27 protein-coding genes are annotated in these 26335 nt (G+C 73.0%); 14 read left to right on the forward strand and 13 right to left on the reverse strand.

Annotated features, from left to right (window positions below):
- The first annotated feature begins 56 nt into the window (after window positions 1-56).
- On the forward strand, window positions 57-1424 hold the full coding sequence (locus ACIPSE_RS21800) for a nucleobase:cation symporter-2 family protein (protein WP_401664758.1): 1368 nt from the start codon (window positions 57-59) through the stop codon (window positions 1422-1424).
- A gap of 48 nt (window positions 1425-1472) precedes the next feature.
- On the opposite strand, the gene ACIPSE_RS21805 is transcribed toward ACIPSE_RS21800, so the two are convergent.
- The 3 genes from ACIPSE_RS21805 to ACIPSE_RS21815 form a co-directional block, all read right to left on the reverse strand.
- Window positions 1473-2225: a chitosanase gene (locus tag ACIPSE_RS21805; RefSeq protein WP_401665044.1), complete on the reverse strand. Its 753-nt coding sequence runs from the start codon at window positions 2223-2225 to the stop codon at window positions 1473-1475.
- Window positions 2226-2401: 176 nt separating this feature from the next.
- A complete protein-coding gene (locus ACIPSE_RS21810; RefSeq protein WP_401664759.1) occupies window positions 2402-3040 on the reverse strand; it encodes an exonuclease in 639 nt (212 codons plus the stop codon).
- A 142-nt stretch (window positions 3041-3182) separates the two neighbouring features.
- Entirely contained in the window at window positions 3183-4610 is a 1428-nt protein-coding gene (locus ACIPSE_RS21815) for an MFS transporter (RefSeq protein ID WP_401664760.1), read from the reverse strand.
- Window positions 4611-4769: 159 nt separating this feature from the next.
- Between ACIPSE_RS21815 and ACIPSE_RS21820 the strand changes: the two genes are divergently transcribed.
- Entirely contained in the window at window positions 4770-5165 is a 396-nt protein-coding gene (locus tag ACIPSE_RS21820; protein ID WP_401664762.1) for a winged helix-turn-helix transcriptional regulator, read from the forward strand.
- 21 nt (window positions 5166-5186) lie between these two features.
- Here the strand turns inward: ACIPSE_RS21820 and ACIPSE_RS21825 are convergent, their stop codons facing one another.
- The 4 genes from ACIPSE_RS21825 to ACIPSE_RS21840 all read right to left on the reverse strand — a co-directional run bounded on the left by ACIPSE_RS21825 (window position 5187) and on the right by ACIPSE_RS21840 (window position 8285).
- A complete protein-coding gene (locus ACIPSE_RS21825) occupies window positions 5187-5612 on the reverse strand; it encodes an acyl-CoA thioesterase (protein WP_401664763.1) in 426 nt (141 codons plus the stop codon).
- Between the two features lie 137 nt (window positions 5613-5749).
- Window positions 5750-6385: a hypothetical protein gene (locus tag ACIPSE_RS21830; RefSeq protein ID WP_401664764.1), complete on the reverse strand. Its 636-nt coding sequence runs from the start codon at window positions 6383-6385 to the stop codon at window positions 5750-5752.
- A 36-nt stretch (window positions 6386-6421) separates the two neighbouring features.
- Window positions 6422-7021: a histidine phosphatase family protein gene (locus tag ACIPSE_RS21835; RefSeq protein ID WP_401664766.1), complete on the reverse strand. Its 600-nt coding sequence runs from the start codon at window positions 7019-7021 to the stop codon at window positions 6422-6424.
- Between the two features lie 55 nt (window positions 7022-7076).
- On the reverse strand, window positions 7077-8285 hold the full coding sequence (locus tag ACIPSE_RS21840; protein ID WP_401664768.1) for a pyridoxal phosphate-dependent aminotransferase: 1209 nt from the start codon (window positions 8283-8285) through the stop codon (window positions 7077-7079).
- Between the two features lie 87 nt (window positions 8286-8372).
- On the opposite strand from ACIPSE_RS21840, the gene ACIPSE_RS21845 reads away from it, so the two are divergent.
- Entirely contained in the window at window positions 8373-8999 is a 627-nt protein-coding gene (locus ACIPSE_RS21845; protein WP_401664770.1) for a winged helix-turn-helix transcriptional regulator, read from the forward strand.
- A 67-nt stretch (window positions 9000-9066) separates the two neighbouring features.
- Here ACIPSE_RS21845 and ACIPSE_RS21850 read toward each other — a convergent pair whose 3' ends face one another.
- From ACIPSE_RS21850 to ACIPSE_RS21860, 3 genes are read right to left on the reverse strand one after another with little or no spacing between them, the layout of a single operon-like run.
- A complete protein-coding gene (locus tag ACIPSE_RS21850) occupies window positions 9067-9867 on the reverse strand; it encodes a hypothetical protein (protein WP_401664772.1) in 801 nt (266 codons plus the stop codon).
- A complete protein-coding gene (locus tag ACIPSE_RS21855; RefSeq protein ID WP_401664773.1) occupies window positions 9867-11132 on the reverse strand; it encodes a VWA domain-containing protein in 1266 nt (421 codons plus the stop codon). The genes ACIPSE_RS21850 and ACIPSE_RS21855 overlap by 1 nt, the downstream gene beginning before the upstream one ends.
- A gap of 59 nt (window positions 11133-11191) precedes the next feature.
- Window positions 11192-12697 carry an IucA/IucC family protein gene (locus ACIPSE_RS21860; RefSeq protein WP_401664774.1) on the reverse strand — a complete coding sequence of 502 codons (1506 nt, stop codon included), beginning with the start codon at window positions 12695-12697 and terminating at the stop codon, window positions 11192-11194.
- Window positions 12698-12920: 223 nt separating this feature from the next.
- Here ACIPSE_RS21860 and ACIPSE_RS21865 point away from each other — a divergent pair, with 223 nt between their 5' ends.
- The 8 genes from ACIPSE_RS21865 (at window position 12921) to ACIPSE_RS21900 (ending at window position 19770) form a co-directional block, all read left to right on the forward strand.
- The gene (locus tag ACIPSE_RS21865; RefSeq protein WP_401664776.1) at window positions 12921-14423 is read left to right on the forward strand and encodes an IucA/IucC family protein; all 1503 of its coding nucleotides are present in this window, start codon (window positions 12921-12923) and stop codon (window positions 14421-14423) included.
- Between the two features lie 106 nt (window positions 14424-14529).
- The gene (locus ACIPSE_RS21870) at window positions 14530-15036 is read left to right on the forward strand and encodes a SigE family RNA polymerase sigma factor (protein WP_401664777.1); all 507 of its coding nucleotides are present in this window, start codon (window positions 14530-14532) and stop codon (window positions 15034-15036) included.
- 11 nt (window positions 15037-15047) lie between these two features.
- Complete coding sequence (locus ACIPSE_RS21875; protein ID WP_401664778.1) at window positions 15048-15587, forward strand: hypothetical protein; 540 nt, start codon at window positions 15048-15050, stop codon at window positions 15585-15587.
- A 118-nt stretch (window positions 15588-15705) separates the two neighbouring features.
- Window positions 15706-16917 carry a glycosyltransferase gene (locus tag ACIPSE_RS21880; RefSeq protein WP_401664780.1) on the forward strand — a complete coding sequence of 404 codons (1212 nt, stop codon included), beginning with the start codon at window positions 15706-15708 and terminating at the stop codon, window positions 16915-16917.
- A gap of 50 nt (window positions 16918-16967) precedes the next feature.
- Window positions 16968-18191: a glycosyltransferase family 39 protein gene (locus ACIPSE_RS21885; RefSeq protein WP_401665045.1), complete on the forward strand. Its 1224-nt coding sequence runs from the start codon at window positions 16968-16970 to the stop codon at window positions 18189-18191.
- 71 nt (window positions 18192-18262) lie between these two features.
- On the forward strand, window positions 18263-18517 hold the full coding sequence (locus tag ACIPSE_RS21890; RefSeq protein ID WP_401664781.1) for a hypothetical protein: 255 nt from the start codon (window positions 18263-18265) through the stop codon (window positions 18515-18517).
- Window positions 18518-18571: 54 nt separating this feature from the next.
- Window positions 18572-19477 (forward strand): HipA family kinase, encoded by a 906-nt coding sequence (locus tag ACIPSE_RS21895; RefSeq protein WP_401664782.1) that lies wholly within the window; start codon window positions 18572-18574, stop codon window positions 19475-19477.
- A complete protein-coding gene (locus ACIPSE_RS21900; protein ID WP_401664783.1) occupies window positions 19474-19770 on the forward strand; it encodes a SelT/SelW/SelH family protein in 297 nt (98 codons plus the stop codon). Before ACIPSE_RS21895 ends, ACIPSE_RS21900 begins: the two co-directional genes overlap by 4 nt.
- Window positions 19771-19806: 36 nt before the next feature.
- Here ACIPSE_RS21900 and aceB read toward each other — a convergent pair whose 3' ends face one another.
- Together aceB and ACIPSE_RS21910 are read right to left on the reverse strand one after the other, a co-directional pair.
- Window positions 19807-21432: a malate synthase A gene (gene aceB / locus ACIPSE_RS21905; protein ID WP_401664785.1), complete on the reverse strand. Its 1626-nt coding sequence runs from the start codon at window positions 21430-21432 to the stop codon at window positions 19807-19809.
- A 184-nt stretch (window positions 21433-21616) separates the two neighbouring features.
- On the reverse strand, window positions 21617-22216 hold the full coding sequence (locus ACIPSE_RS21910; RefSeq protein ID WP_401664787.1) for an NTP transferase domain-containing protein: 600 nt from the start codon (window positions 22214-22216) through the stop codon (window positions 21617-21619).
- Window positions 22217-22410: 194 nt separating this feature from the next.
- On the opposite strand from ACIPSE_RS21910, the gene ACIPSE_RS21915 reads away from it, so the two are divergent.
- Window positions 22411-22698 (forward strand): DUF5955 family protein, encoded by a 288-nt coding sequence (locus tag ACIPSE_RS21915; protein ID WP_401664789.1) that lies wholly within the window; start codon window positions 22411-22413, stop codon window positions 22696-22698.
- 20 nt (window positions 22699-22718) lie between these two features.
- Here ACIPSE_RS21915 and ACIPSE_RS21920 read toward each other — a convergent pair whose 3' ends face one another.
- Window positions 22719-23510, reverse strand: coding sequence for an IclR family transcriptional regulator (locus ACIPSE_RS21920; protein ID WP_401664791.1), 792 nt, complete (start codon window positions 23508-23510; stop codon window positions 22719-22721).
- A 283-nt stretch (window positions 23511-23793) separates the two neighbouring features.
- Here ACIPSE_RS21920 and allB point away from each other — a divergent pair, with 283 nt between their 5' ends.
- A complete protein-coding gene (gene allB, locus ACIPSE_RS21925; RefSeq protein WP_401664792.1) occupies window positions 23794-25131 on the forward strand; it encodes an allantoinase AllB in 1338 nt (445 codons plus the stop codon).
- 49 nt (window positions 25132-25180) lie between these two features.
- The gene (gene alc / locus ACIPSE_RS21930) at window positions 25181-26311 is read left to right on the forward strand and encodes an allantoicase (RefSeq protein WP_401664793.1); all 1131 of its coding nucleotides are present in this window, start codon (window positions 25181-25183) and stop codon (window positions 26309-26311) included.
- Window positions 26312-26335: the final 24 nt, after the last annotated feature.

Genomic DNA, 26335 nt, shown 5'->3' on the forward strand with positions numbered 1-26335 from the left:
CACCTCCAAGAAACCCACGTCAGAGCCGACGTGTCACCCGCCCGGAGGAGCCGCCCGTGTCCGCCCACCCCGTCGACGAGAAACTCCCCGCCCTGAGAATGGCGACCACCGGCCTCCAGCACGTGGCCGCCATGTACGCGGGTGTCGTCGCCCCGCCCCTGATCGTCGGTGCGGCCATCGGTCTGTCCGCCACCGAACTCACCTTCCTCACCGGGGCCTGTCTCTTCACGGCCGGCCTCGCCACCTTCCTCCAGACCCTCGGCGTCTGGAAGATCGGCGCCCGGCTGCCGTTCGTCAACGGCGTCACCTTCGCCGGGGTCGCCCCCATGACCGCGATCGTCGCCTCCACGGACGACCCTTCCGACGCGCTGCCCGTCATCTTCGGCGCGGTGGTCGTCGCCGGTCTCCTCGGCTTCCTCGCGGCCCCCTTCTTCAGCAAGGCCGTCCGCTTCTTCCCGCCGGTCGTCACCGGCACCGTCATCACCCTCATAGGCGTGTCCCTGCTGCCGGTCGCCTTCGGCTGGGCGCAAGGACCCAACCCCGGTGCGGACGACTACGGTTCGGGGACCTACCTGGGCCTGGCCGCCGCCACCCTCGCGATCGTGCTGCTGCTGCGCCGGTTCACCCGGGGGTTCGTCAAGCAGATCGCCGTGCTGCTCGGCCTGGTGATCGGCACGCTGGTCGCGATCCCGTTCGGCGTCACCGACTTCGGGCCGGTCGCGGACGCGGCCGTGGTCGGCTTCCCGACGCCCTTCCACTTCGGCGCACCGCAGTTCCAGCTCGCGGCGATCGTGTCGATGTGCGTGGTGATGGTGGTGTCGATGACCGAATCGACCGCCGACATGCTGGCGTTGGGCGAGATCGTCGACCGCCCCGCCGACGAGCGGACCATCGCGGCGGGCCTGCGCGCCGACACCCTCGGCTCCGCCCTCAGCCCCCTGTTCAACGGGTTCATGTGCAGCGCCTTCGCCCAGAACATCGGCCTGGTCGCGATGACCCGCATCCGCAGCCGCTACGTCGTGGCCACCGGCGGCGGCTTCCTCGTCCTGATGGGCCTGTGCCCGATGGCCGCCTCGCTCATCGCCGTCGTCCCGCGCCCGGTGCTCGGCGGCGCGGGCGTCGTCCTGTTCGGGTCGGTGGCGGCGAGCGGCATCCAGACCCTCGTCCGGGCCGGTCTCGACAAGGACAACAACGTCCTGATCGTGGCCGTCTCGCTGGCCGTCGGGATCATCCCGATCACGGAGCCGGAGTTCTACCACGCCTTCCCGGAGACCGCGAGGATCATCCTCGACTCGGGCATCTCCACGGGCTGTGTCGCGGCCGTCCTGCTCAACCTGGTCTTCAACCACCTGGGCAGGCGCCGGGACGCGCAGGACGTCACGCATCCGATGGAGGCCGGCGAGGAGATCGCGGCGGCCCGCTGAGGCGCCGTACGACAGGGCGCGGCACCCTCGGGTGCCGCGCCCCGACGGCTACGCGATCTCGTAACCGTCCCCGTACACCTTCCACTTGAGCGGTGTGTCCAGATCGAGGTTCCCGTTCCTCAGGAACACCCGCTGGGCGGTCTCGACCCGGCTGACGTCGCTGTGGGCCGCCTCCTGCTTCATCGCCCACACCCGGGCGTCGAGGAAGGCGTCCAGATACGTCTTCTGGCCGCCGCCGTCCGCGGGCGTGTCCGCGAGAGCGCGGGCCCGCTCACGGATGCCGCCGAAGCTGACGCTGTCGGCGCCGGGACCGTGCATGACCATCGCGTCGTAGTAGACGAACTGGCCGAGCGTGCCGAGCCCGTCCTTCTTGGCGCGCGCCACCGCCGGGTCGAAGTACACCCGGTCCCGCTCGTCGCGCTGGGCCCTGCGGAAAGCGGCCGTCCTCGCCGCCTTGCGCCAGGCCGACGGGAACCCGGGATCGAGGCCCTCGTGCGAGGCGGTGCCGTCCACCGCCCGCAGCGCGGGCAGATAGCGGGCCAGCGGATTGTCCGCGTCCCGGTCCGTGTACAGCTCCACCAGCGCGAGCATGTCGCTCGTACCGGAGCAGAACCCGACGACGCCCCCGGTGTACCCGCGCCCGTCGCCGATGTCCTCGATGTACGTGTACTGCGCCTTCCAGTCCAGCGAGGAGTTCTCGGCGCTGGACACCAGCCGCATCGCGATGTCCTTCTTGCCGGGATCGTCGAGCCCGGTGGCGTCCGCCGCCTCGGCGGACGGCCACTGCGTGCTCAACGCCATGCCCCCGAGCGCGGCGAGTACGGTGCGACGGGCGGCTTTTCCGGACAGGAAGGGCACGTCATCTCCAAGGAGGGTGCGGTGAAGGACGGTTGAGGCACGCCGAGGTGCGGCACGCTGTGAAAGGCAGTTGAGACTCGCGCGCCGACTTGGGAAAGCCGTGGGGCGCCGTTAGGAAGTCACTGTGAGTCTCTCTCCGGGCCGGGCTCCTGCGGGCGAGCCGCTCCGGGCCATGCCATGAGATGGGCGAACAGCTCTGCCTGCTCGATCGCGTCGTCCAGGGCGTGATGGGTGTGGCGCCGCGCGGACAGCAGTTCCGGCGGCATCGTCCGCTTCGCCACCGCCCGCAGGGGCAGTCCCGCCTTCGTCGCGTACAGCGTCTTCATGTCCAGACAGCCCGAGTGCCCGAACGGGCTCGCTCCCGTGAAGCGGATCAGATACCAGTACAGGAACATCCAGTCATACGACGCCGGGTAGCCGCACATCACCGGCTGCGCCCCGCCGCTCACCCGGCGGACCCAGTCGCCGAACCCGGTCAGCGCGGCGGCCGGGTCCGTTCCCTCCCGCAGCAGCCGGTCCCGGTCCAGCCCGCTCACCGCGAGCGCCTCCGGCACGAAATCCGTTCCGATCGGGCGCAGTTCGCGGTAGAACGTGCTCCTCGCCGGATCGGCCGCCGTGAATCCGTCGGCGTCCTGCACCCCGGCGACCGCCGCACCCAGGCTCAGCATGGAGTACGGCCCCGGAATGGGTCCGTCGGCCTCGATGTCGACGGAGATGTACACGCTGGGGCGGATCGGCTTGGGATGTCGTGCGGCCATGGGATCGGAGCATCCCAGGCCCGCACCGCCTCCGCACCTCGATTTCAGAGCCGGTCAAGGGAACGGCACGCCAGGACCCCGGGCAGTCGTCCGGTGACGAGAGATCGCGGCAGAACGCCCATCGAGGTGCGAAAGTCGGTCGTCAGGCGCGCGCGGGCCGCAGCACCGTCGCCGCCAGTGCCAGCGCCCCCGCGGCGATCCCCGCGCCCACCAGGAACGCCAGCCGGTATCCGTCCGCGGTGGCCGCCACCTGTGCCGTACCGCCGTCCACGAGCCGCTCCGTGCGGGTGGCCGCGAGGACCGTCAGCACCGCCAGACCCAGTGAACCGCCCACGACCTGGGTGGTGTTGAAGAGACCGGAGGCGAGTCCCGCGTCCTCCTCCCGGGCCCCCGACATCGCGAGCCCGGTCAGCGCGGGCATCGCGGCGGCGAACCCGGCGGAGAGCAGCAGCAGAGGCGGCAGCACGTCCGTCACGTACACGCCGTCGACGGGCGCCCGGCCCAGCAGCGCCATGCCCGCGACGATCAGCGCCAGCCCGCCGAGCAGCACCCGGTGGGCACCGAACCGGCCGATGGTCCGTGCCGACAGGCCCAGCATCAGCACGCCGATCGCGATCGGTGCGGGCAGGAACGCGGTCCCGGTGAGCAACTCGCCGTATCCGAGGACGCGTTGGAGGTAGAGCGCGCCGATGAACTGGAAGCCGTACATCGTCGCGATCATCAGGATCTGGACGGCGTTCGCCCCCGTCAGCATCCGGGAGCGGAACAGGCGCAGCCGCAGCAGGGGACGGGCGGTCCGGGCCTGGCGGAACGCGAAGGCCGCGAACAGCGCCAGGGCGAGGGCCGCGAGCAGCGCTCCGGCGGCCGGATCGCGGTCGCCGGAGCCGACGATGACGTACACCGTGAGCATCAGCGCGCCGGTGATCAGCGCCGCGCCCGGGTAGTCGGCGCCCCTGCCGGACCCGGCACCCCGGTCCGGTGCGAGCACACGCAGCGCCGCGAGCCAGGACGCCACCCCGATCGGCAGGTTGATCAGGAAGATCCAGTGCCAGTTCAGGGCCTCGGTGAGCGCGCCGCCGAGGAAGGTGCCGAGCGCGCCGCCCGCCGCGCCGACCGCGCTGAACACCGCGATGGCACGGGCCTGTTCGCGCGGCTCGGGGAAGAGGGAGACGAGCATCCCGAGCACCACCGCCGAGGTCATCGCCCCGCCGACGCCCTGGAGCGCGCGGGCCGCGACCAGCGTGGCCCGGCCGTCGGCGACACCGCACAGCACGGACGCCGCGGTGAACACGGCGAGCCCCGCCGTGAACATCCGCCTGCGGCCGATGAGGTCGCCGAGCCGGCCCGCCAGCAACAGCAGCCCGCCGAACGGGATCAGATAGGCGTTGACGACCCAGGCCAGTCCGGGTCCCGAGAAGCCGAGATCGTTCTGGATCGCGGGCATGGCGACCGTGACGATGTTGCCGTCCAGGATCGTCATCAGGGTGCCCGCGCACAGGACGACGAGGGACGCCCAGCGGGAGTACGTTCGTCGTGCGGTCCCCGTCCGGGACTTGATGAGGGCTGTCACCGGGATCTCGCCTCCACGCTCTTCGAAGATCTGTTCGTCGGATCTGTTCGTCGGATCCGTTCGCCGGATGTGCTCGCCGCGTCGCACCGCCAAAGGTGCACGACTTGTAACGGGGAACATCGTCGGGAACCATGAAGGCAGGCGTAAGGAGGCAGTCGGATGTCCCAGAGGAACACCGGTGTAACCGTCCAGGCAGTGAACGCGCACGCGTGCCCGGTGCGTGAGGTTCTTGACAGGGTCGCCGGGAAATGGAGCGTCCAGATTCTCGTCGCGGCGGCCTACGGCCCGATCCGCTTCACCGAGTTGGAGCGCGGCATCGAGGGGATCAGCCGTCGCATGCTGACCCTCACCCTGCGCAACCTGGAGCGCGACGGCCTGGTCACCCGGACCGTGTTCCCGACGGTCCCGCCGAAGGTGGAGTACGAACTGACACCGGTGGCCCGGGAGTTGAACGAGACCCTGCAACGCCTGACCGACTGGTCGGAGCGCAACAGGGTCTACATCGCCGAGGCGCGGGCGGCCTACGACGCCGGGCGGGAGACCGCCGACGCGTGACCCGGGCAGCCGGAGCCGCCGCTACAGCCCGAACAGGCCCGGATCGGCGGCCAGTTCCTTGAACACCTCGTCCGGCCGGGACTCCAGGCGGCGCTCCTTGAGGTTCAGCAGTCCGATGACGACGCTGACCTCGGCGGCGACCGTGCCGTCCGCCTTGCGGATCGCCTGCTCGATGCGGAACGTCTTGCCGCCGCCCCACTCGAACGCACAGGTCACCTCCACCTCGTCACCGGCGACCAGCTCGCGCCGGTAGCGGATCGTCTGCTCCAGGACGGCTGGGCCCACCCCCTTGCCGAGCAGCATGGCCTGGGTCATGCCCGCCTCGGTGAGCAGGCACCAGCGGGCGTGCTCCGCGTAGTTGATGTACACGCTCTGGTTCAGGTGGCCCATGATGTCCGTCTCGTACCCGCGGACGGTCACCGGAACGGAAAACGGCTCGGCGCTCACGTCGATCCCCTCTCGGATCACGGCAGTTGACCCACCGATCTTGACATGAGCCCGCCATGCGCGTCGGGGGGAGGCCTGTACGCGCCGGGGAGAGGCCTGTACGCGTCGGGTAGGGCCTGTGCGCGCCGGGGAGGGACCTATACGCGTCGGGGAGAGGCCAGGAGGTACCGGGTCCTGGTGCGGGGTTCGGTGTACTCCCCGGCCTGCCAGCCCGCCTCCTCCAGCGTGGCCGCGCACGCCCGCAGCAGCCCCGGGTCCGGCGCGTGGACGGCGACGGCGTCCGGCTGCGGGGTCGCCCGTACCCGGTAGCCCCCTTCGGGGCCCGGATCCTGCGGCGGGTGCCCCGCCGCCTCCAGGGCCAGCGCGGCGGCCTGGACCAGATGCGTCCGCTCCCAGCCGCACGGGCGGCCCGTGTCCCCGTCCGGGTTCGTCATCCGGCGCAGCTCCAGCAGCCCCTGCCAGGCGCTGTGCACCTCACGCACCCGCGCCGGGCCGCCCGCCGCCGGGTGCTCCTCGCCGCCGATCCGCGCGGTGAAGACCCCGGACGCGGCCGGCGCGGGGGAGGCCCCGGGCGGGGGCGCCACCGGCTCGGCGTCCCGTACCCGGTGCCCGGCCGGGGTCAGGAAGTGGTCGTGCGGCGGCCTCGGATGGCGGAACGCCAGCCCGTGCCTGACCAGGCCCGCGAGCTGGGCCTCGGTGCCCCTGAGCCGCCCGGTGACAGGATCGGCGGTGTCGATCACCCGCCGCTGCGCGGCGGTGGGCGGACGTGTCACGGGACTCCCCCTCCCTCTGTCTCACCTCGTCGAAGGCTACGACGGGGGTCTGACATTCCAGCCCGCGATCACCGGCCGCCCGTGCTCGGTCCCCAGCCGGCACGCCGTGCCCGTCGCCAGCTGGAACAGCGCCCCCTGCGCGGGCGGCAGCCCCAGCCGCCGGGCCGTCAGCACCCGCAGGAAGTGCCCGTGGGCGACCAGCAGGACGACGCCCTCGGTGTTGGCGAGCGCCGCGTCCACCTTGGCCAGGACCCGGTCGGCGCGTGCCCCGACCTCGTCCGCCGTCTCCCCGGGATGCTCCGGCGGCCCCGGTGCGACCCCGTCCGTGAACAGGAACCAGCCCGGCCGCTCCCGCTGGATCTCGACGGTCGTGACGCCCTCGTACCCGCCGTAGTCCCACTCCCGCAGATCGACGTCCACCCGCGCGTCCGGCACCCCGATCAGCGCGGCGGTCTCCCGGGCCCGCTGGGCCGGGCTCACGAACGCGGCCCCGATCCGGTGCGACCGGATCAGCGGCACCAGCCGCCGCGCCTCCTCCCGCCCGTGCTCCGTCAGCGGGACGTCCGTCGAACCGGTGTGCCGTCCGGACCGCGACCACTCGGTCTCACCGTGCCGGACGAGGAAGAGATCACCCATACCTCACAGGCTAAGAGCCGGACGCCCGGGCCGCGCGGACAAGCGGTCCCGGCCGCTACTGCCGGTACCCGCTCAGGAACCGGCCGATCCGGCCGATCGCCGCCTCCAGGTCCTCCGCGTGGGGCAGGGTCAGGATGCGGAAGTGGTCCGGGGTCGGCCAGTTGAAACCGGTGCCCTGGACGACCTGGATCTTCTCCCGCAGGAGCAGGTCGAGGACGAACTTCTCGTCGTCGTGGATCGGGTAGACCTTGGGGTCCAGACGGGGGAAGGCGTAGAGGGAGCCCTTGGGCTTGACGCAGGACACCCCGGGGATCTCGTTGAGCCGCTCCCAGGCGACGTTGCGCTGTTCGTACAGGCGCCCGCCGGGCACGGTGAGGTCGCGGATGGACTGCCGGCCGCCGAGCGCGGCCTGGATGGCGTACTGGGCGGGCGCGTTGGCGCACAGGCGCATGGAGGCCAGCATGGTGAGGCCCTCCAGGTAGTCCTTCGCGTGCTGCTTGGGGCCCGTGACGACGAGCCAGCCGGAGCGGAAGCCCGCCACGCGGTAGGTCTTGGAGAGGCCGCAGAAGGTGAGGACGACCAGGTCGGGCGCGAGGGCCGCGGCCGAGTGGTGGACGGCGTCGTCGTAGAGGATCTGGTCGTAGATCTCGTCGGCGAGGACCATCAGGCCGTGCCGGCGGGCGAGATCGAGGATGCCCTCGACGATCTCCTTCGAATAGACCGCGCCGGTCGGGTTGTTGGGGTTGATGATGACCACGGCCCTGGTGCGGTCCGTGATCTTCGACTCCATGTCGGCCAGGTCCGGGTTCCAGTCGGCCTGTTCGTCGCAGACGTAGTGCACCGCCTTGCCGCCCGCGAGGGTCGTCACGGCCGTCCACAGCGGGAAGTCCGGCGCGGGGATGAGGACTTCGTCGCCGTCCTCGATCAGCGCCTGCACGGCCATGGAGATGAGCTCGGAGACGCCGTTGCCGAGGTAGACGTCGTCGACGTCCACCTCCAGGCCGAGGGTCTGGTAGCGCTGGGCGACGGCGCGGCGGGCGGAGAGGACGCCCTTGGAGTCCGTGTAGCCGTGCGCCTGGGGGAGCATCCGGATCATGTCCTGGACGATCTCCTCGGGCGCCTCGAAACCGAAGAGCGCGGGGTTGCCGGTGTTCAGGCGCAGCACGCTGTGACCGGCCTCCTCGAGCGCGTTCGCGTGCTCGATCACCGGACCGCGGATCTCGTAACAGACGTCGCTGAGCTTGCTGGACTGGCGGAACTCCATGCTCTGCTGCCTCTCCGGTTTCGGCTGATGCTTGGTTTTACCAAGTAGCAGCTTGGAAAGTCCAACAAGTTGTCTAGACTGCGTCGCATGTCACCTCGCCGAAGCTACGACCAGTACTGTTCCGCGGCCCGCGCCCTCGACGCCGTCGGTGACCGCTGGACCCTGCTGATCGTCCGCGAGCTGCTCGCCGGTCCCCGCCGCTACACGGACCTGCACGCGGACCTGCCCGGCGTCAGCACGGACGTACTCGCCTCCCGGCTGAAGGACATGGAACGCGACGGCCTCACCACCCGCCGCAGGCTCCCGCCGCCCGGCGCGGCGTACGTCTACGAACTCACCCCCCGGGGAAGGCAGTTGCTGCCCGTCCTTCAGGCCCTCGGTGCCTGGGGCGAGGCGGAGCTGGGCGAGCTGCGGCCCACCGACGCGGTCCGCGCCCACTGGTTCGCCCTGCCGCTGCTGCGCGCCCTCGACGGCGAGGGCCTCGTCGAAGTCCACCTGGACGAGGGCGACTTCCACCTCCATGTGGGCAGGGAGGGCGGCCCGGTCTACGGCGACGGCCCCGCCCCCTCGGAGCCCGACGCCCGGCTCGTCCTGGACACCGCGACCTGCTCGGCCGTGGCCCGGGGCGAGTTGAGCGTCCCGGACGCGGTACGGGCGGGCCGTATCACGGTGACCGGCGAGGGCACCCTGGCCAAGGCCCTGCGGGAGGCGTGACACGGAGGACGCCGGAAGGGCCCGTCGCACCGGGGTGCGACGGGCCCTTCCGTGGGAGGCGGCAAGGTCAGGGGCGCGGAGGGCGCCCCGAGCCGCGGGTCAGGGCGTAGCCGCCGATGCCCGCGAGCGCGGCCAGGACGCCGCCGATCCCGGACCACACCCAGCGGTCCGACCACCAGCCGGAGGCCCAGCCGTCGTCGGGCTCGAGGCTGGAGAGCACGGCCGCGGTCCCCTCCGAGTCCTCCGACTCCTCGGCGGACGCCTTCAGCGCCACGCCCGGCACCAGCGGCTCCGCGAGCGAACCGTCCACCGCCGCCGAGCCGCCTATGTCCTTGGAGTCGGCCTGCACCGACGTCCGCACGGGCTGGCCGAGGTCGGCCGTGCTGAGCCCGGTCGCCGTCAGCCGGACGTAATAGGTGCCCGGCAGCGGGTCGTTGGCCCACGGCTCCGACCAGGCGCGGACCGTGCGGAGCACGCACGTCACCTCGACGGAGGTCGCGCCGGCCGCCGCCGTGCGGGTCTGCGCCCCGTACTGGCACGCCTGGCGGCGCCGCAGACCGTCGTAGACGTCGACCTGCCAGGTCTGCGCGGCGTGCGACTCGGGGAGTTCCACCGTGGCCCGCACGGTGGGGCGCTGCCCGCCGTCGGCCGGGAACGACCAGTACAGGTAGTCGCCCGTGGAGGCGCCGGCCGTGGCCCGCTGCCCCTGTTCGATCTCGGTCGCCGTACGGAACGACGTACCGGCGGTCGTGGGCGCGTCGGCGTCGGCCGAGGCCGAGGGGGACGGCGACGCGTCGTCGGCGGCGGCGGGGGCCGCCGCGAGGCCGAGGAGCAGCAGGGCGGTGCCCACCGTACGTGTGATCCGCATCAGTTGGTCCTCCAGACCGCGACGCGCCAGCGTGACACCCAGCCCCACAGGAGACCGGCGAGGAAGCCCGTCACCACGAGCGCGACGAGCAGCCACCAGCCGCGGCCGAGCCCGAAGGAGGCCACGTCGCTCGACGCGGACGGCGCGTCGACGACGTCCACGGTCAGTTCGAGAGGCAGACCGGGCGTGGTCTTCACGCCGGACGCCGCGGAGAAGGAGTGGGTGACCTGAAGGCACACGGTCTCGGCCGCCGGATCGTCCTCGTCGGACTCCTGCTCGGGGTAACGGACGCCGGTGGACAGCACGTCGGTGCGGCCCGTGCCGGACGCCTCACCGCGCACGATCTCCCGGCCGTGCGTGGTCACCGCGCGCACCAGCAGGCCGTAGGACGGGTTCACGGACCGGTCGGCGGCCACGCTCACGGAGGCCCGCAGTTCCTGGCCGGGCTTCACGTCCACCCGGTACCAGCGCTGCCCGCCGAACTCCGCGCGGTCCGTGTACAGACCGGACTCCAGGGTCGGCGCCTTGGCGCACGAACCGGCACCCTCGGTGGCCACCGGCGTCACCACCGGGTCGGCCGCACGGTCCACCAACTGGTTCACCTTGTCGGTGAGTTCCTCGGTGTGCTCGACGGAGGTGTACGTGCCGCCGGTCGCCTCGGCGATGCAGCTCAGCTGCTGCCGCATCTTGGTGTTGGGGACCAGGCCGAGCGTGTCGATGGTCAGGCCGATGCCCTTGGCGGCGATCTCCCGGGCCACCTCGCACGGGTCGAGCGGGGCGCAGGTGTCCTCGCCGTCGCTGATCAGGACGATCCGCTTGGAGCCGTCGCCGTCGGCGAAGTCGCCGGCCGCCGCGAGCAGCGCCGGGCCGATCGGGGTCCAGCCGGTGGGGGAGAGGGTCGCCACCGCCGACTTCGCCTCGGTGCGGTCCAGGGTGCTCACCGGGTACAGCTGGGCGGTGTCCTTGCAGCCCGTCTTCTGGTTGTCGCCGGGGTAGTTGGCGCCCAGGGTCCGGATGCCGAGCTGGACGTCCTCCGGGGTCGCGTCCAGCACCTCGTTGAAGGCCTGCTTCGCCGCCGCCATCCGGGTGCCGCCGTCGATGTCCGCCGTCCGCATCGAGCCGCTCACGTCGAGGACGAGGTCGACCTGGGGTGTCGTGTCCCCGGTCGGCTCACCCGCGAACGCGGCGGTCGGGACGGCGATCCCGGCCGTCAGGGCGGCGAGCAGGGCACACACTCCTGCCGCCAGCCGTGTTCTTGTGATCATCGCCGGATCCTATTGACCGGGGCCACCGCACTCCAAAACGGCCCCGCCCCGGCGTCCGGTCACCGCAAGGGGTTCGGCAGCCGCGTCCACTGGTCCCCGGGCGTGCCGGGCGACAGCCGCATCAGCGTCAACGCCTTGGTCGGCAAAGGCTCTTCGAGCAGCGCGGTCAGATCCTCGGTGCGCGCCAGATCCGGTACGGCCCGCTCCATCGCCTCCCGCAGCGCCGCCCCCGAACCCGCGGTACCGGCGAGCGCCCCCGCCACGAGCGACCCGAACAGCTTGCGCCGCAGGGCCGTTTCGTCGTCGGTGACGACCCGGCCGCTCAACTCCGGTACGGGCACGCCGTGCCGGGCCAGCCGGGCCGGGCTGACCCGGATGTCCGCGAGGTCCCGGTAGACCAGCCGCAGCGGCTCGCCCGTCGCCGACAGCACCACGAGCAGGTTCTGGCCGTGCCCCTCCAGCGCGACGCCGAGGTCCAGCAGACGCAGCCCCACGGTCAGGGCCAGCCGCGTGAAGTCCGCCAACCAGCCCGGCCGCGAGGGCAGTTCGGTGGTGGCGAGCGCGCCCACCGGCATGACGTGCTCGCCCTGCCCCGCGTACACCTGCGGCGACTCGCGCAGCACGGCCGCCAGATCGGGGGAGTCGGCGGTCGCCGCGCCCAGCGTGCGCGTGATGTGCAGCAGCCCGTCCGTGAGGGACTCCGCGAACCGGGACAGGGTCGCCGACATGCCGATCGAGTAGACGGAGATGTCCCGCACCGACGACGTCAGCCGGGCGCTGAGCGCGGTCTTCACATGGACGTCCGCGAGCTCCCCCGACAGGGCCAGGGTCCGCAGCGACATCAGCGGATGCGCGGCCGGACCCTCCCCGCCCGCCCGCTTCAGCACATGGGCCGCCTGCCACGGGTGCACCGGCAGCAGCAGCCGCCCGCCGTCGCCGCCCCGGTCCCGCAGCGCGTTTGGCCAGTCGCCCGTCAGCAGGCACTCCCCGACCGGGACCGGCACCGTCCGCAGCCCGACCACCGGCCGGTGCTCGGGCCCGTACGCCAGTTGCTCCGCGACCGAGAAACCGGGCCGCGAACGGCAGTTGGGGTGGAACGGATGCCCGTCCACGACCCGCTGCTCCCAGCCCCAGTCCACCCCCGGCCACTCCCGCGCCGCACCCTCCTGCCCGGCCCGCGACAGCGCCAGCGAGGCGACGCTGTGCCCGAGTTCGGCGGCGAAGGGCAGACCATGAGGTACGCCGAGGTCGGTCATCAGCCGCGCGGGATCGTCGTACGCCGTCCCGTCCAGTTGTACGACCGTGACGTACGCGGCCGTCGCGTACGGGTCGGGCAGCGGGCCCTCCAGACGGCGCCCGTCGCGCAGGAGCAGGGCGAGTCCGTCCCGGCCGGTGCGGCGGTCGGTGATCCAGGGCAGCGGCTCATGGGCCAGCGCCCGCCACAGCCGGGTCAGTACGGCCGCCCGGGCGCCCGGCAGTTCGGCCGAGTACCGCGGCACGAGAGCGGGGCGGGCCGCCGACAGCTCGGCGGCGACCTCGGCCTCGGCGGTGGGGGAACGGTGCACGGGCGGGCTCCTCGGGGTACGAGTCGGACACGAGCACGGACACCGGTGGGGACACCGGCGCGGATGCGGGCTCGGGTACGTGATCGGGCGGTCGGTCGGGTGCCGGGCCGGTGTCGGCTCGGGTGTGGGCCCGGGTGCCACCTGGGCTCACGGCGGGGCGTGACGACATGGATACTGATCGTCTCCGCCCAGGACGAACCGTAGAGAACGCCGCAGAGAACGAGTGAATCGCGTGGACCTCATCCCCCAGCCCGCCGCTGCCGACGCCGTCGCCGACGCGTACGCCGCCGCGCCGCTGCTGAACTGTCTGCTGCGCGAGGCCGCCGAACCGGTCCCGGGCCCGGACGGCGCGCCGGGGCCGGGCGCGCGGCGGGTGCACCGGCTGCCGAGCGGACGGCTGCTGCGGGTGCGCGGCGAGCGGCGGCCCGTCGAGCCGGAGACCCGGGTGGAGGGGGACTGGACCCGCATCGGCCACCCCGAGCTGGTCAAGCTCGTCGCCGAGGAACTCACCCGGCACACCGGCCTGTCCAACCACGAGCTGCCCGCCGAGATGACCGACAGCCGGGACGCCGTGGCCGCCCTCCTCGCGGCCCGCGCGCGGGCCGTCCCGCCCGAGGACCCGTACCTGCTCTCCGAGCAGTCCCTCCTCACCGGCCATCCCTACCACCCCGCCCCCAAGGCACGCGGCGGCGGACCGGTCGCCGCCTGGCTGCCGTACGCGCCCGAGGCGTACGCCCGCTTCCCGCTGACGCTCCTCGCGGTGCGCGAGGACCTGGTCGTCGAGGAGGGCGACACCTCCGCGCTGGACGCCCTCGGCGAGGCCCCGCCCGGCTACCGGCTGCTGCCCGCCCACCCCTGGCAGCTCGACCTGGTGGACCTCACGGACGCGTTCGCCGACGGCCGCCTCGTCCACCTCGGCGAGACCCCCTCCGAGGTCTTCCCGACCGCCGCGATCCGTACCCTGTACGCGCCCGGACCCGACCTGTTCCTCAAGTTCAGTCTCGACGTGCGCATCACCAACGACATCCGCCGCCTGTGGCGCCACGACCTGCTGAAGCTGCGCCGCACGGACGCCGCGGCCTCCCGCGCCCTCGCCGGCGGCCCGGCCGGCTGGCTGTCCGACCGGGGCTACCGCACCGCCGCCTTCGCCTTCGAGGAGCTGGCCGTCCTCGTCCGCGACGGCTTCCACGGCCGGCTGCGCCCCGGCACCACCCCGCTGCTCGCGGCGGCGCTCGTCGAGGGGTTCCCGGGCAGCCCGCTCGCCGCAGCCCCGGACCCCGGCGCCTGGTGGGAGGCGTACCTGGACGCCGTCGTCCCGCCCGCGCTCGCGGCCTTCGCGGACCACGGCGTCGTGCTCGAAGCGCATCTGCAGAACGCGCTCGTCGCCGTCGACGCCGACGGGATGCCCGTCCAGGCCCTGTTCCGGGACGCCGAGGGCGTCAAACTGCTGGGCGACGTCGAGCGGGCGGCGGGCTGGGAACGGCTCGTGTACTGCCTGGTCGTCAACCACCTGTGGGAGGTCGCCACGGCCCTCGCCGAGCGGCACCCCGGCCTCGACCCCTGGCCCGCCCTGCGCCGTGAGCTGTCCCGCCACGACCTGCCGGAGGCCACCGCCCTGCTCACCGCGCCCACCCTCCCGGGCAAGACGAACCTCCTGCTCCGCTGGACCGGCGCGGACGGCGCGGACGCCCGCTACCTCCCCCTGCCGAACCCCCTGGCCGGCTAGCCCTCTCGGGACCGTGACGCACGTCACGGTCCCCGAGTGCAGCGTGACCCGCCGTTCAGTGCCTTTTCCCTGGTGTAGGCGACCGGTGGGAGCAAGGGCAGTGCGGATGGATCAGGGACAGGCGGGTGAGTTCGACGCGTTCGTGGCGGCCCGCTGGTCGGTGCTCGTCCATCTCGCCCGGCTGCTCGTCGGCGGCGACCGGTACCGGGCCGAGGACCTCGTGCAGGAGTCCCTGGTCAAGCTCTGGTTCGCCTGGCCCCGGGTCGGTCAGGAGGTGCCCGAGGCGTACGTCCGCAAGGTGATGGTGCGGGCGGCGGCCCGTGCCGGACAGCGCCGCTGGTGGGGCGAACGCCCCGTCGAACGGCTGCCCGAGACGCCCGTGACCGGCGATGTGTCCGCCGACGTCGCCGAACGCTCCCGGCTGGAGGCCGCCCTCGCCCAACTCCCCGCGAAGCAAAGGGTGGCGGTGGTGCTGCGCTACTACCAGGACCTGCCCGAGGGCCAGGTCGCGGACGTGCTCGGCTGCCCGGTGGGCACCGCACGCTCCCACGCCAGCCGCGGCGTGGCGCGGCTGCGGCGGCTCCTGGACGACGTCGTCGAGCCCGCGCGGTGAAGGAGGACGCCATGGACCACTTCGAGCGGCAGCTGACACGGATGATGCACGACACCGCCCAGCAGCCCGTGTCCTTCGAACCGCGCCACCGCGACCGCCTCCGGGACGGGGTGGCCGCCCGCAGGCGCGCCCGTGCCGTGCGGCGGGCCGTCGGCTCCGTCCTGGCCGTCGCGGGCCTCGGCCTCGGGCTGTTCCTGCTGCCCGGCCACCCCACCCGCGTAGAACCCAGCGGCCCCCGCCCCCCCCCCGCGACCAGCCCGGCGCCCTCCGGCACCCAGGGCGTCACCCCGGACCCCGGCACGAGCGCCCCGACCCCCTCGGACACCCCCACCGGGACGCCCACGGACACGCCCACCGCGACCTTCGGCGGGACGCCCACCGCCGGCAGCACCGGCACGGCCACCGCCACCATGACCCCGACCGGGGACGCCTACGTGTCGCCGCCCGCGACCACCGTGCCGCCCCCGTCCGCCACCGGCACCACCGGCGAACCGTCCGTCGGGACGTCCTCGCAGACCTTCACCTCCACCGTCTCGCCCACCTCCGGATAGCCGGTCCCGGCCCCCCTCCGCCCCTCCACCCGCTTCCCAGGCATCGCCCCGACCGGCTTCGGCATGCCCCGAACCAGCCCACGGACAAGGACGAACAGTGACAGAAGGCGGCTCGCTCATGGCGCGGAACCCGGCCCCCGAGAACCCCGGGAGGCTCCCGCGGCGCACCCCCGTGCCGACCGCTCCGCCCGACCCCGTCGTGGACGTCGTCGTCCCCGTCCACAACGAGGAGCGGGACCTGGAGCGGAGCGTGCGGCGGGTGCACACGCACCTGAGCGAGAACTTTCCGTACCCGTTCCGGATCACCGTCGCCGACAACGCCAGCACCGACGCCACCCCGCGGATCGCCGCCCGGCTCGCCGCCGAACTCCCCGGCACCCGCTGGACACGGCTGCCGGACAAGGGCCGCGGCCGGGCCCTGCACGCCGCCTGGTCGGCCTCGCCCGCGCCGGTCCTCGTCTACATGGACGTCGACCTGTCCACCGAACTCGCCGCGCTCCTGCCCCTCGTCGCCCCGCTGATCTCCGGCCACTCCGACCTCGCCATCGGCACCCGGCTCGCCCCCGGCGCCCGGGTGGTGCGCGGACCGAGACGGGAGATCACCTCCCGCTGCTACAACGCCCTGCTCCGCTCCACCCTCGCCGTCGGCTTCTCCGACGCCCAGTGCGGGTTCAAGGCGATACGGCGGGACGTGGCCGAACGGCTGCTGCCCCTCGTCCAGGACACCGGCTGGTTCTTCGACACCGAGCTGCTGGTGATCGCCGAGCGCGCCGGGCTGCGCATCCACGAGGTCCCCGTCGACTGGGTGGACGACCCCGACAGCCGCGTCGACGTCCTCGCCACCGCCCTCGCCGACCTGCGCGGCATCGCCCGCGTCGGCGGTGCCCTCACCCGCGGCACGCTGTCGCCGGCGGCGCTGCGCCGCACGGAGGGGACCGGCGGCGCCGCGGTCGGCAAGCTGCTGCGGTTCGCCGCCGTCGGAGCCGTCAGCACCCTCGCCCACCTGCTGCTCTACGCGGCCCTGCGCCAGGCCGCCGGAGCCCAGGCCGCCAACGCCGTCGCGCTGCTGCTCTGCGCCGTCGCCAACACGGCCGCGAACCGCAGGCTCACCTTCGGGCTCCGTGGCCGGGGCGGCGCGCTGCGCCAGCAGGCCAAGGGGCTGGTCGTCCTCCTCATCGGCCTCGCCCTCACGAGCGGCGCCCTCGCGGCGCTGCACCACGCCTCGCCCTCGGCCGCGCACGGCACCGAACTCGCCGTCCTCCTCGCGGCCAACCTCGCCGCGACCGTGCTGCGGTTCCTGCTCTTTCGGGCGTGGGTGTTCCGCGCGTGACCCCGACCGGCACCGCCCCGGACACCCCCGTGACCCCCTGGAACGCGCGACTGAACGAGCCGCCCGCCGCCGAGGCCCCCCGCCGGTGGCCGGGCGCGCGCCGGGCCTTCGCGCGCCTCGGCCCGGTCCTCGCCCTGTACGGCACGCTCAAGCTCATCGGCTTCGCCTCCTTCATGTACCTGCTGGACGCGGCCGGCGACTTCCGGCACAAGAACCCGCGCTTCGGCGGCGGCGCCCACCCCTGGGACGTCCTCGCCACCTGGGACGGCTGGTGGTACCAGCAGATCGCCGTGCACGGCTACCACCCCGCTCTCGTGGAGATCCCCGGTGCCACCGGCCTGATCACCCTCGAAGGGAACGCGGCGGCGTTCTTCCCGCTCTACCCCGCCCTGATGAGGCTGGTCTCCGCCGTCACCGGCCTCGGCCCCTACGGCGCCGGGATGGCCGTCTCCGTCGTCGCGTCCTTCGTCGCCGCCCTCGGGGTGCACGCCGTCGCCGAGCGTCTCGCCGGGCGGCGGGCCGGGCTCGCCGCGGCCGGACTGTGGGCCGTGTGGCCCGGCTCCGGGGTGGAGTGGGCGGTCTACTCCGACTCCCTCTACGTCGCCCTCGCCGCCTGGACCTGCCACGCCGTGATGACCCGGCGCTGGCTCACCGCGGGCCTGCTCGCCTGCTGCGCCGGGCTCAACCGGCCCACCGCGGGCGCCCTGATCGCCGCCGTCGCCGTGGCGGCCCTGGTCGAGCTGCGCCGCCGCCGCGACGGTGTCCCGCGCCCGCTCGCCGCGATCGCCGTCGCCCCGCTGGGCCTGCTCGGCTACCTCGGCTGGGTGGGGTACCGCACGGGCGACCCGGGCGGATACTTCACGCTCCAGTCCGGCGCCTGGGCCCACGAGTGGGACTTCGGACGGCAGACCCTCGACGTCCTCACCAACGTCCCGGTCGGCCACGGCGACTACCTGTTCTCCTGGCCCTACGCGGACCTGATCGGCGTCGCCGTCGTCCTGCTCGCCGCCGCCCTGTTCCCGCTGCTGCTGAGGCTGCGCCCGCCCGCCGTCCTGGTCGTCCACACCGTCCTGACACTCGTCCTCGTCCTGGGCAGCCAGCAGATCTTCAGCAACGTCTCCCGCTACCTCCTCCCCGCCTTCCCGCTGTTCCTGCCGCTCGCCGTCGCCCTGCGCCGCCTGGGCGCCGTCCACCGCTTCGTCCTCCTCGCCGTCGCCGCCCTGGCCTCCGGCTCGTACGCGGGGTACGCCCTGTTCGAACTGGGGGTCCCGTGACCGGTGTGTGCTGCGGCCGGTCGTGAAGATCTCTCTTCCGCCGCGGGCGTCCATGTGATCGGCTGGACCCCGTGCTCTTCCTCGTCGCCGCCCTCGGGCTCGCCCTGTCCGCCGTCACCCTGTGGTGCGCCGTGTCCGTCGCCCGGATGCGCGGCCTCCCGCCCTGGCGGCGGTACCTGCCCCTGGCGTTCTTCCTGGTCGCCCTGGGGACGAGCCTGCTGCGGGCCTTCGGGGTGCACGAGCCGGCCGAGGCCGTCGCGTTCCCGCTGAACCTCGCGGCGCTCCTGCTCGCCCTCCGGGAGATCCGCCGCCGCGGACGCAGGTGACCGCCCGTTACGATGCTGGCCGGACAGCACGAACGAACGGTGGGGCCTTCAACGATGCTGAGAGAGGTCACCGCGACCCGCTATGTCGAGCCCCTGCGCTCCGGGGGCTCCGTCCCCGCGGTCGTCGAGGCCGACGACCTCGGCATGTACGTGGTGAAGTTCACCGCCTCGGCGCAGGGCACGAAAGCGCTGGTCGCCGAGGTGATCGTCGGTGAGCTGGCCCGCGCGCTCGGGCTGCGCCTCCCCGAACTGGTGCTGGTCCGGTTCGACCCGGCGATCGCGGACAGCGAGCCGCACCAGGAGGTCCGCGAACTGCACGCGGCGAGCCGCGGCGTCAACCTCGGCATGGACTATCTGCCGGGTGCGCGGGACTTCACGCCCGAGGTCGCCCGGCACGCGCGCGTGGACCCCCTGGAGGCCGGCCGGATCGTCTGGCTGGACGCCCTGACCACCAACGTGGACCGCACGGTCCACAGCTCCAACCTGATGGTCTGGCCCACGTTCGGCACCGCGCCCCCGCGCCTGTGGCTCATCGACCACGGCGCCGCCCTCGTCTTCCACCACCGCTGGGACGGCGCCGACCCCGAGAAGGCCTACGACTTCCGCCACCACGCCCTCGGCCAGTACGCCCCCGACGTCCGCGCCGCCGACCGCGAGCTGGCCCCCAGGGTCACCGAGGAACTGCTGCGCGGGATCGTCGCCGAGGTCCCCGACGCCTGGCTCACCGGCTTCGCGACACCGCACGAGGCCCGCGAGGCGTACGTGACGTACCTCCACGCGCGCGTGCGGGCGTCCGCGGCCTGGCTCCCCACCGACTTCCCCACCCGGGAGGAGCTCGCCGCGGAGGAGGCCCTCCGGGCGGCGAGGACACAGGAAGGCCGGCCGCCGTGGCTCAAGCGGGTCCCCGACCTGCACGGCAAGCCGGCCGCGGAACAGGATTGGTCGGTGCACCTCGGATGAGTGGCCGTGTCGAGATCGAGTACTGCACCCAGTGCCGCTGGCTGCCCCGGGCGGCCTGGCTCGCCCAGGAACTGCTGACCACCTTCGAGACCGAACTGACCGAACTCGCGCTGCGGCCCGGCAAGGGCGGGATCTTCGTCGTCCGCGTCGACGACGAGGTCGTCTGGGACCGCAAGGAGCAGGGCTTCCCCGAGCCCACGGCCGTGAAGCAGGCCGTACGCGACCGAGTGGCCCCGGACAAGCCCCTGGGCCACTCGGACAGGAGCGGGCAGGAGAGGGCCGGGCAGGAGTAGCTCCCGCCCGGCCCCGGACCGGTCCGCGCGCGGACCTCAGCCGCGCAGCTGCTCGTACGCCGGCAGCGTCAGGAAGTCCACGTAGTCCTCGTCGAGGGAGACCTCCAGGAGCAGGTCGTGCGCCTGCTGCCAGTGGCCGGCCGCGAAGGCCTCCTCGCCGATCTCCGCGCGGATGGCGGCCAGTTCCTCGGCGGCGACCTTGCGGGCCAGCTCCGGCGTCGCCTTCTCGCCGTTCTCGAACTCGACGCCCGCGTTGATCCACTGCCAGATCTGGGAGCGGGAGATCTCCGCGGTGGCCGCGTCCTCCATGAGGTTGAAGATGGCGACCGCGCCGAGCCCGCGCAGCCACGCCTCGATGTACCGGATGCCCACCTGCACGGCGTTGACCAGACCCGGGTAGGTCGGCCTCGCGTCCAGGGAGCTGATCGCGATCAGGTCGGCGGCCTCGACGCGCACGTCCTCACGCAGCCGGTCCTTCTGGTTCGGGCGGTCGCCGAGCACCTTGTCGAAGGACTCCATGGCGATCGGCACCAGGTCGGGGTGGGCGACCCAGGAGCCGTCGAACCCGTCGTTCGCCTCCCGGTCCTTGTCGGCGCGGACCTTCTCGAAGGCCACCTTGTTGACCTCGGCGTCCCGCCGCGAGGGGATGAACGCCGCCATGCCGCCGATCGCGTGCGCGCCCCGCTTGTGGCAGGTGCGCACGAGGAGTTCGGTGTACGACCGCATGAACGGGGCCGTCATCGTGACCAGGTTGCGGTCCGGCAGGACGAACGCGGCGCCGCCGTCACGGAAGTTCTTCACGATAGAGAACAGGTAGTCCCAGCGGCCCGCGTTCAACCCGGAGGCGTGGTCGCGGAGTTCGTAGAGGATCTCCTCCATCTCGTACGCCGCGGTGATCGTCTCGATCAGGACGGTCGCCCGGACGGTGCCCTGCGGGACGCCGACGTAGTCCTGCGCGAAGACGAACACGTCGTTCCACAGGCGGGCTTCGAGGTACGACTCCGTCTTCGGGAGGTAGAAGTAGGGGCCCTTGCCGAGGTCGAGGAGCCGCTGCGCGTTGTGGAAGAAGTACAGCCCGAAGTCGACGAACGCGCCGGGCACGGCCGCGCCCTCCGCGTCGACCAGGTGCCGCTCGTCGAGATGCCAGCCCCGCGGGCGCATGACGACCGTCGCCAGCTCGTCGTTCCCCTTCAGGGCGTACGACTTGCCGCTCGCGGCGTCCGTGAAGTCGATGGCGCGCGTGTACGCGTCGGCCAGGTTCACCTGACCGAGGATCACGTTCTCCCAGGTCGGCGCGGAGGCGTCCTCGAAGTCCGCGAGCCAGATCCGGGCGCCCGAGTTGAGGGCGTTGATGGTCATCTTGCGGTCGGTGGGACCGGTGATCTCGACGCGGCGGTCCAGCAGCGCGGGCGGGCAGTCGGCGACCTTCCAGGAGTCGTCGGCGCGGATCGCGGCGGTCTCGGGGAGGAAGTCGAGCGTGGAGGTGCGGGCGATCTCGGCGCGGCGCTCGGCGCGGCGGGCGAGGAGCTCGGCCCGGCGCGGCGTGAACCGGCGGTGCAGCTCGGCCACGAAGGCGAGGGCCGCCTCGGTGAGGACCTCCTCCTGCCGGGGCAGGGGCTCGGCGTCGACGATGGCCAGCGGGGACGGCGCTGGTGCGGACATGAGCGGTCACTTCCTTCAGCGGTGGCACCGGGTGCCAGTCGAACCGGGTACGTCGGAGAGCGCCCCGCGATCAGGGGGACGCTTCTGAACAGTGGATACTAGTTTCCTCATTGTGGAACTTCAATGGTTTGTTGATGTCGAGATTCTCAGGGTCGAGGCAAGGTGGCGCTCGGTGCCACCCCGCTCACTCAAGGTGCTCCAGATCGCCTGTGGTGTCGATGTCGTACGGCTCGGCGACGTCCCCGCACTCCACGAGCGTGACCGCCTCCCGGTGTGCCGCCAGATAGGCGCGCGCCCCCCGGTCCCCGGTCGCGCTCGCCGCGATGCCCGCCCAGTGGGCCGCGCCGAACAGCACCGGATGCCCGCGCACCCCGTCGTACGCCGCCGAGGCGAGCGAGGTCTCGTCCGTGTAGGCGGCCAGCACGCGCGCGTACGCCGGCGCCCCGATCCCGGGCTGGTCGACGAGCGAGACCAGCGCCGCCCGGGCCCCCGTACCGGAGAGCGAGTCGAGACCCGCTCGAAGGGAGGAGCCCATGCCGTCCGCCCAGCCGGGGTTGACCACGACCACGCAGCCCTCCAGCGCGGCCCGCTCCCGTACGGCGTCGGCGGCGGCCCCCAGGACCACGTGCACCCGTGAGCAGCCCGCCGCCCGCAGGGCGCCCACCGCGTGCTCCACGAGCGGCCTGCCGCGGTGTTCCAGCAGCGCCTTGGGGCGTCCTCCGAGCCGGCGGCCCCCGCCCGCGGCGAGGAGGAGCCCGGTGACCTGCTCTGTGCTGTGCGTCATGGCTCCTGCATACCGGACGCGTGCGCGAGGGGCCGGTTTCCATCGGCTGAATTTCGGTCGGCACGGTGGCGCGCGGTGGCGCGGCGGGGGTTTACTGACCCGCGTCCCCGCGCGTCCGACCGACGTCCGCGGGGGCGTACGACGGCGCGCACGGGGGGAGAGCTGTGTTGCGGAGCTTGGGGCAGAGGCGGCCAGTGACCGGCAGCGACGAGGACCCGAGAGTGGCGGGACTGCGGGCCGCCGTGTCCAGGCTGCGCCGTGAACTCGCCGCGCATCCGGCGGAGTTCCCCGACCGGGTCATCGCCGAGGACGAACTGGCGTCCCTGGCCGCGATGACCCTCGACGGCACCCCCGAAGTCCCGCGCCTGCGCCGCTCGTTACTGCTCATCGCGGGCGCGATCGGCTCGGTGAGCGCGCTGTCCCGCGGCCTGACGGACGTACGGGACGCGGTCGACCGGTTCAGCGAGCCGGGCCGGGGCTGAGGCTCAGCGGGCGCGGGCCGTCACGCGGGGTTCTGTGTGGCGAGGGCCTCGGAGAGTTCCTGCGCGATCTGCTGGAGCACCGGCACGATCTTGTCCGTGGCCGCCTCGGTCACCCGGCCCGCCGGGCCGGAGATGGAGATGGCGGCGGCGGTGGGGGAGTCCGGTACGGACACCGCGAGGCAGCGGACGCCGATCTCCTGCTCGTTGTCGTCGACCGCGTACCCGAGCCGGCGCACGTCCTCCAGGGCGGCGAGGAAGCCGTCCGGGGTGGTGATCGTCCGCTCCGTCGCCGCGGGCATGCCGGTGCGCGAGAGCAGGGCGCGGATCTCGGCGTCCGGGGTGTTCGCGAGGAGGGCCTTGCCGACGCCCGTGGAGTGCGGCAGCACGCGCCGGCCGACCTCGGTGAACATCCGCATCGAGTGCTTGGACGGCACCTGCGCGACATAGACGATCTCGTCGCCGTCCAGGAGTGCCATGTTCGCCGTCTCGCCGGTCTCCTCGACCAGCCGGGCGAGGTAAGGGCGGGCCCAGGTGCCCAGCAGCCGGGACGCGGACTCGCCGAGGCGGATCAGGCGGGGGCCGAGGGCGTAGCGCCGGTTGGGCTGCTGACGGACGTAACCGCAGACGACCAGGGTGCGCATCAGGCGGTGGATCGTCGGCAGCGGCAGCCCGCTGCTCGCGGACAGTTCGCTGAGGCCGACCTCGCCGCCCGCGTCCGCCATCCGCTCCAGCAGATCGAAGGCGCGCTCTAGGGACTGGACCCCGCCGCCGGACTTGGCGGAGTCGGTGGTGCTGGCGCGGGACGTCGGCACGGCGCGTTCCTTTCGGGACCTGGCGGGAAGGGCAGAAGCCTACCCGGCGGTCGGTCGACTCCCCGGTGGTGCGTAGCTACGTTCTGCCTGTCGGAATTCTAATTCCGTCTAGTGGAAACGTCCAGAGTGTGGGCGTGAGGGGTTCCGCGAGGAAGTGTGCCCTTGACGGCGCGGGAGCGGGAGTGAAGACTCCTTCAACAGAAAGTTGAATTCCGTTACGCGGAAGTAAACCGGCCGGAGTCGGCCGGTGACGGAAGTGGAGCGGTGACGGAGAGGGGTCCGGGTGTCCGACGCTGAACTGGTGCTGCGCTCGACGCGCGTCATCACGCCGGAAGGGACGCGCGCCGCCGCGATCGCCGTCTCCGGCGGCACGATCACCGCCGTCCTGCCGTACGACGCGCCCGTCCCGGCGGGCGCCCGCCTCGAGGACGTCGGCGACCACGTCGTCCTGCCCGGCCTCGTCGACACCCACGTGCACGTCAACGACCCCGGCCGCACCGAGTGGGAGGGCTTCTGGACCGCCACGCGCGCGGCGGCGGCCGGCGGCATCACGACCCTCGTCGACATGCCCCTCAACTCCCTCCCGCCGACCACCACGGTCGACAACCTCCGCACCAAGCGGGACGTCGCCGCGGACAAGGCGCACATCGACGTCGGCTTCTGGGGCGGCGCCCTGCCCGACAACGTCAAGGACCTGCGCCCGCTGCACGAGTCCGGCGTCTTCGGCTTCAAGGCCTTCCTGTCCCCGTCCGGCGTCGACGAGTTCCCGCACCTCGGGCAGGACCAACTCGCCCAGTCTCTCGCCGAGATCGCCTCCTTCGGCGGCCTCCTCATCGTGCACGCCGAGGACCCGCACCACCTGGAGGCCGCCCCGCAGCAGGGCGGCCCCAAGTACGCCGACTTCCTCGCCTCCCGGCCGCGCGACGCCGAGGACACGGCCATCGCCCAGCTCATCGCCCAGGCCAAACGGCTGGACGCGCGCGTGCACGTGCTCCATCTGTCCTCCTCCGACGCGCTGCCGCTGATCGCCGCCGCCAAGGCCGAGGGCGTCCGCGTCACCGTCGAGACCTGCCCGCACTATCTGACCCTGACCGCCGAGGAAGTCCCCGACGGCGCCAGCGAGTTCAAGTGCTGCCCGCCGATCCGCGAGGCCGCCAACCAGGACCTGCTGTGGCAGGCCCTCGCGGACGGCACCATCGACTGCGTGGTCACCGACCACTCGCCGTCGACCGCCGACCTCAAGACGGACGACTTCGCCACCGCGTGGGGCGGCATCTCCGGCCTCCAGCTCAGCCTCGCCGCGGTGTGGACCGAGGCCCGCAGGCGCGGCCACGGCCTGGAGGACGTCGTCCGCTGGATGTCCGCGCGGACCTCCGAACTCGTCGGACTCACCCGCAAGGGCGCCATCGAGGCGGGCCGGGACGCCGACTTCGCGATCCTCGCCCCCGACGAGACCTTCCGCGTCGACCCGGCCGGACTCCAGCACCGCAACCGGGTCACCGCGTACGCGGGCAAGACCCTCCACGGCGTCGTGAAGTCCACCTGGCTGCGCGGCGAACGCATCGTCGCGGACGGCGAGTTCACCGACCCGAAGGGCCAACTGCTGACCCGCACCCCCTGATCCAGACCTCCGCACCCGCAGCGGCCGACTCCAGAAAGGCACTTATCCCGTGACGGCGCAGCCCGAACTCCCGCAGGCTCGTTTCACCGGCGACGCGAACCCGTACGGCGGAGGTGATCCGTACGCCGACTACCGCACCGCCGACCTCCCCTTCACCCGGTACGCCGACCTCGCCGCCCGGCAGCTCGGCGCCGGAGTCGTCGCCGCCAACGACGAGTTCTTCGCCCAGCGCGAGAACCTGCTGATCCCCGAGCGCGCCGAGTTCGACCCCGAGCACTTCGGCCACAAGGGCAAGATCATGGACGGCTGGGAGACCAGGCGCCGCCGCGGCACCTCCGCCGGCCACCCCTGGCCGACGGCCGACGACCACGACTGGGCGCTGATCCGCCTCGGCGCGCCCGGAGTGATCCGCGGGATCGTCGTCGACACCGCCCACTTCCGCGGCAACTACCCGCAGGCGGTCTCGATCGAGGCCACGTCGGTGCCGGGCTCCCCGTCCCCCGAGGAACTCCTCGGCGACGACGTGAAGTGGACGGTCCTCGTCCCGCGCACGGCGGTCGGCGGCCACGCGGCCAACGGCTTCGAGATCTCCGTCGAGCAGCGCTTCACCCACCTGCGGATCAACCAGCACCCCGACGGCGGCATCGCCCGGCTGCGCGTGCACGGCGAGGTCGTCCCGGACCCGCAGTGGCTCTCCGTCCTCGGCACCTTCGACGTGGTCGCCCTGGAGAACGGCGGCCGGGCCGAGGACGCCTCCAACCTCTTCTACTCCCCGGCGTCCAACACCATCCAGCCGGGCCGCTCCCGCAAGATGGACGACGGCTGGGAGACCCGCCGCCGCCGCGACCAGGGCAACGACTGGATCGGCTACCGCCTGGTGTCCCAGGCGCAGATCCGCGCCATCGAGATCGACACGGCCTATCTGAAGGGCAACAGCGCCGGCTGGGCCTCCGTGTCCGTACGCGACGGCGAGAACGGCGACTGGCACGAGATCCTCCCGCGCACCCGCCTCCAGCCCGACACCAACCACCGCTTCGTCCTGCCGACCCCGGCCGTCGGCACCCACGCGCGCGTGGACATCTACCCCGACGGCGGCATCTCCCGGCTGCGCCTGTTCGGCTCCCTGACGGAGTCCGGCGCGGCGGCGCTCACCGCCCGCCACCAGGAGCTGGGCGGCTGACCCGCCCGCCCGCGCGCGGGGGCG

The organism is Streptomyces sp. NPDC090106 (genome assembly GCF_044747265.1).
Taxonomy (GTDB): domain Bacteria; phylum Actinomycetota; class Actinomycetes; order Streptomycetales; family Streptomycetaceae; genus Streptomyces.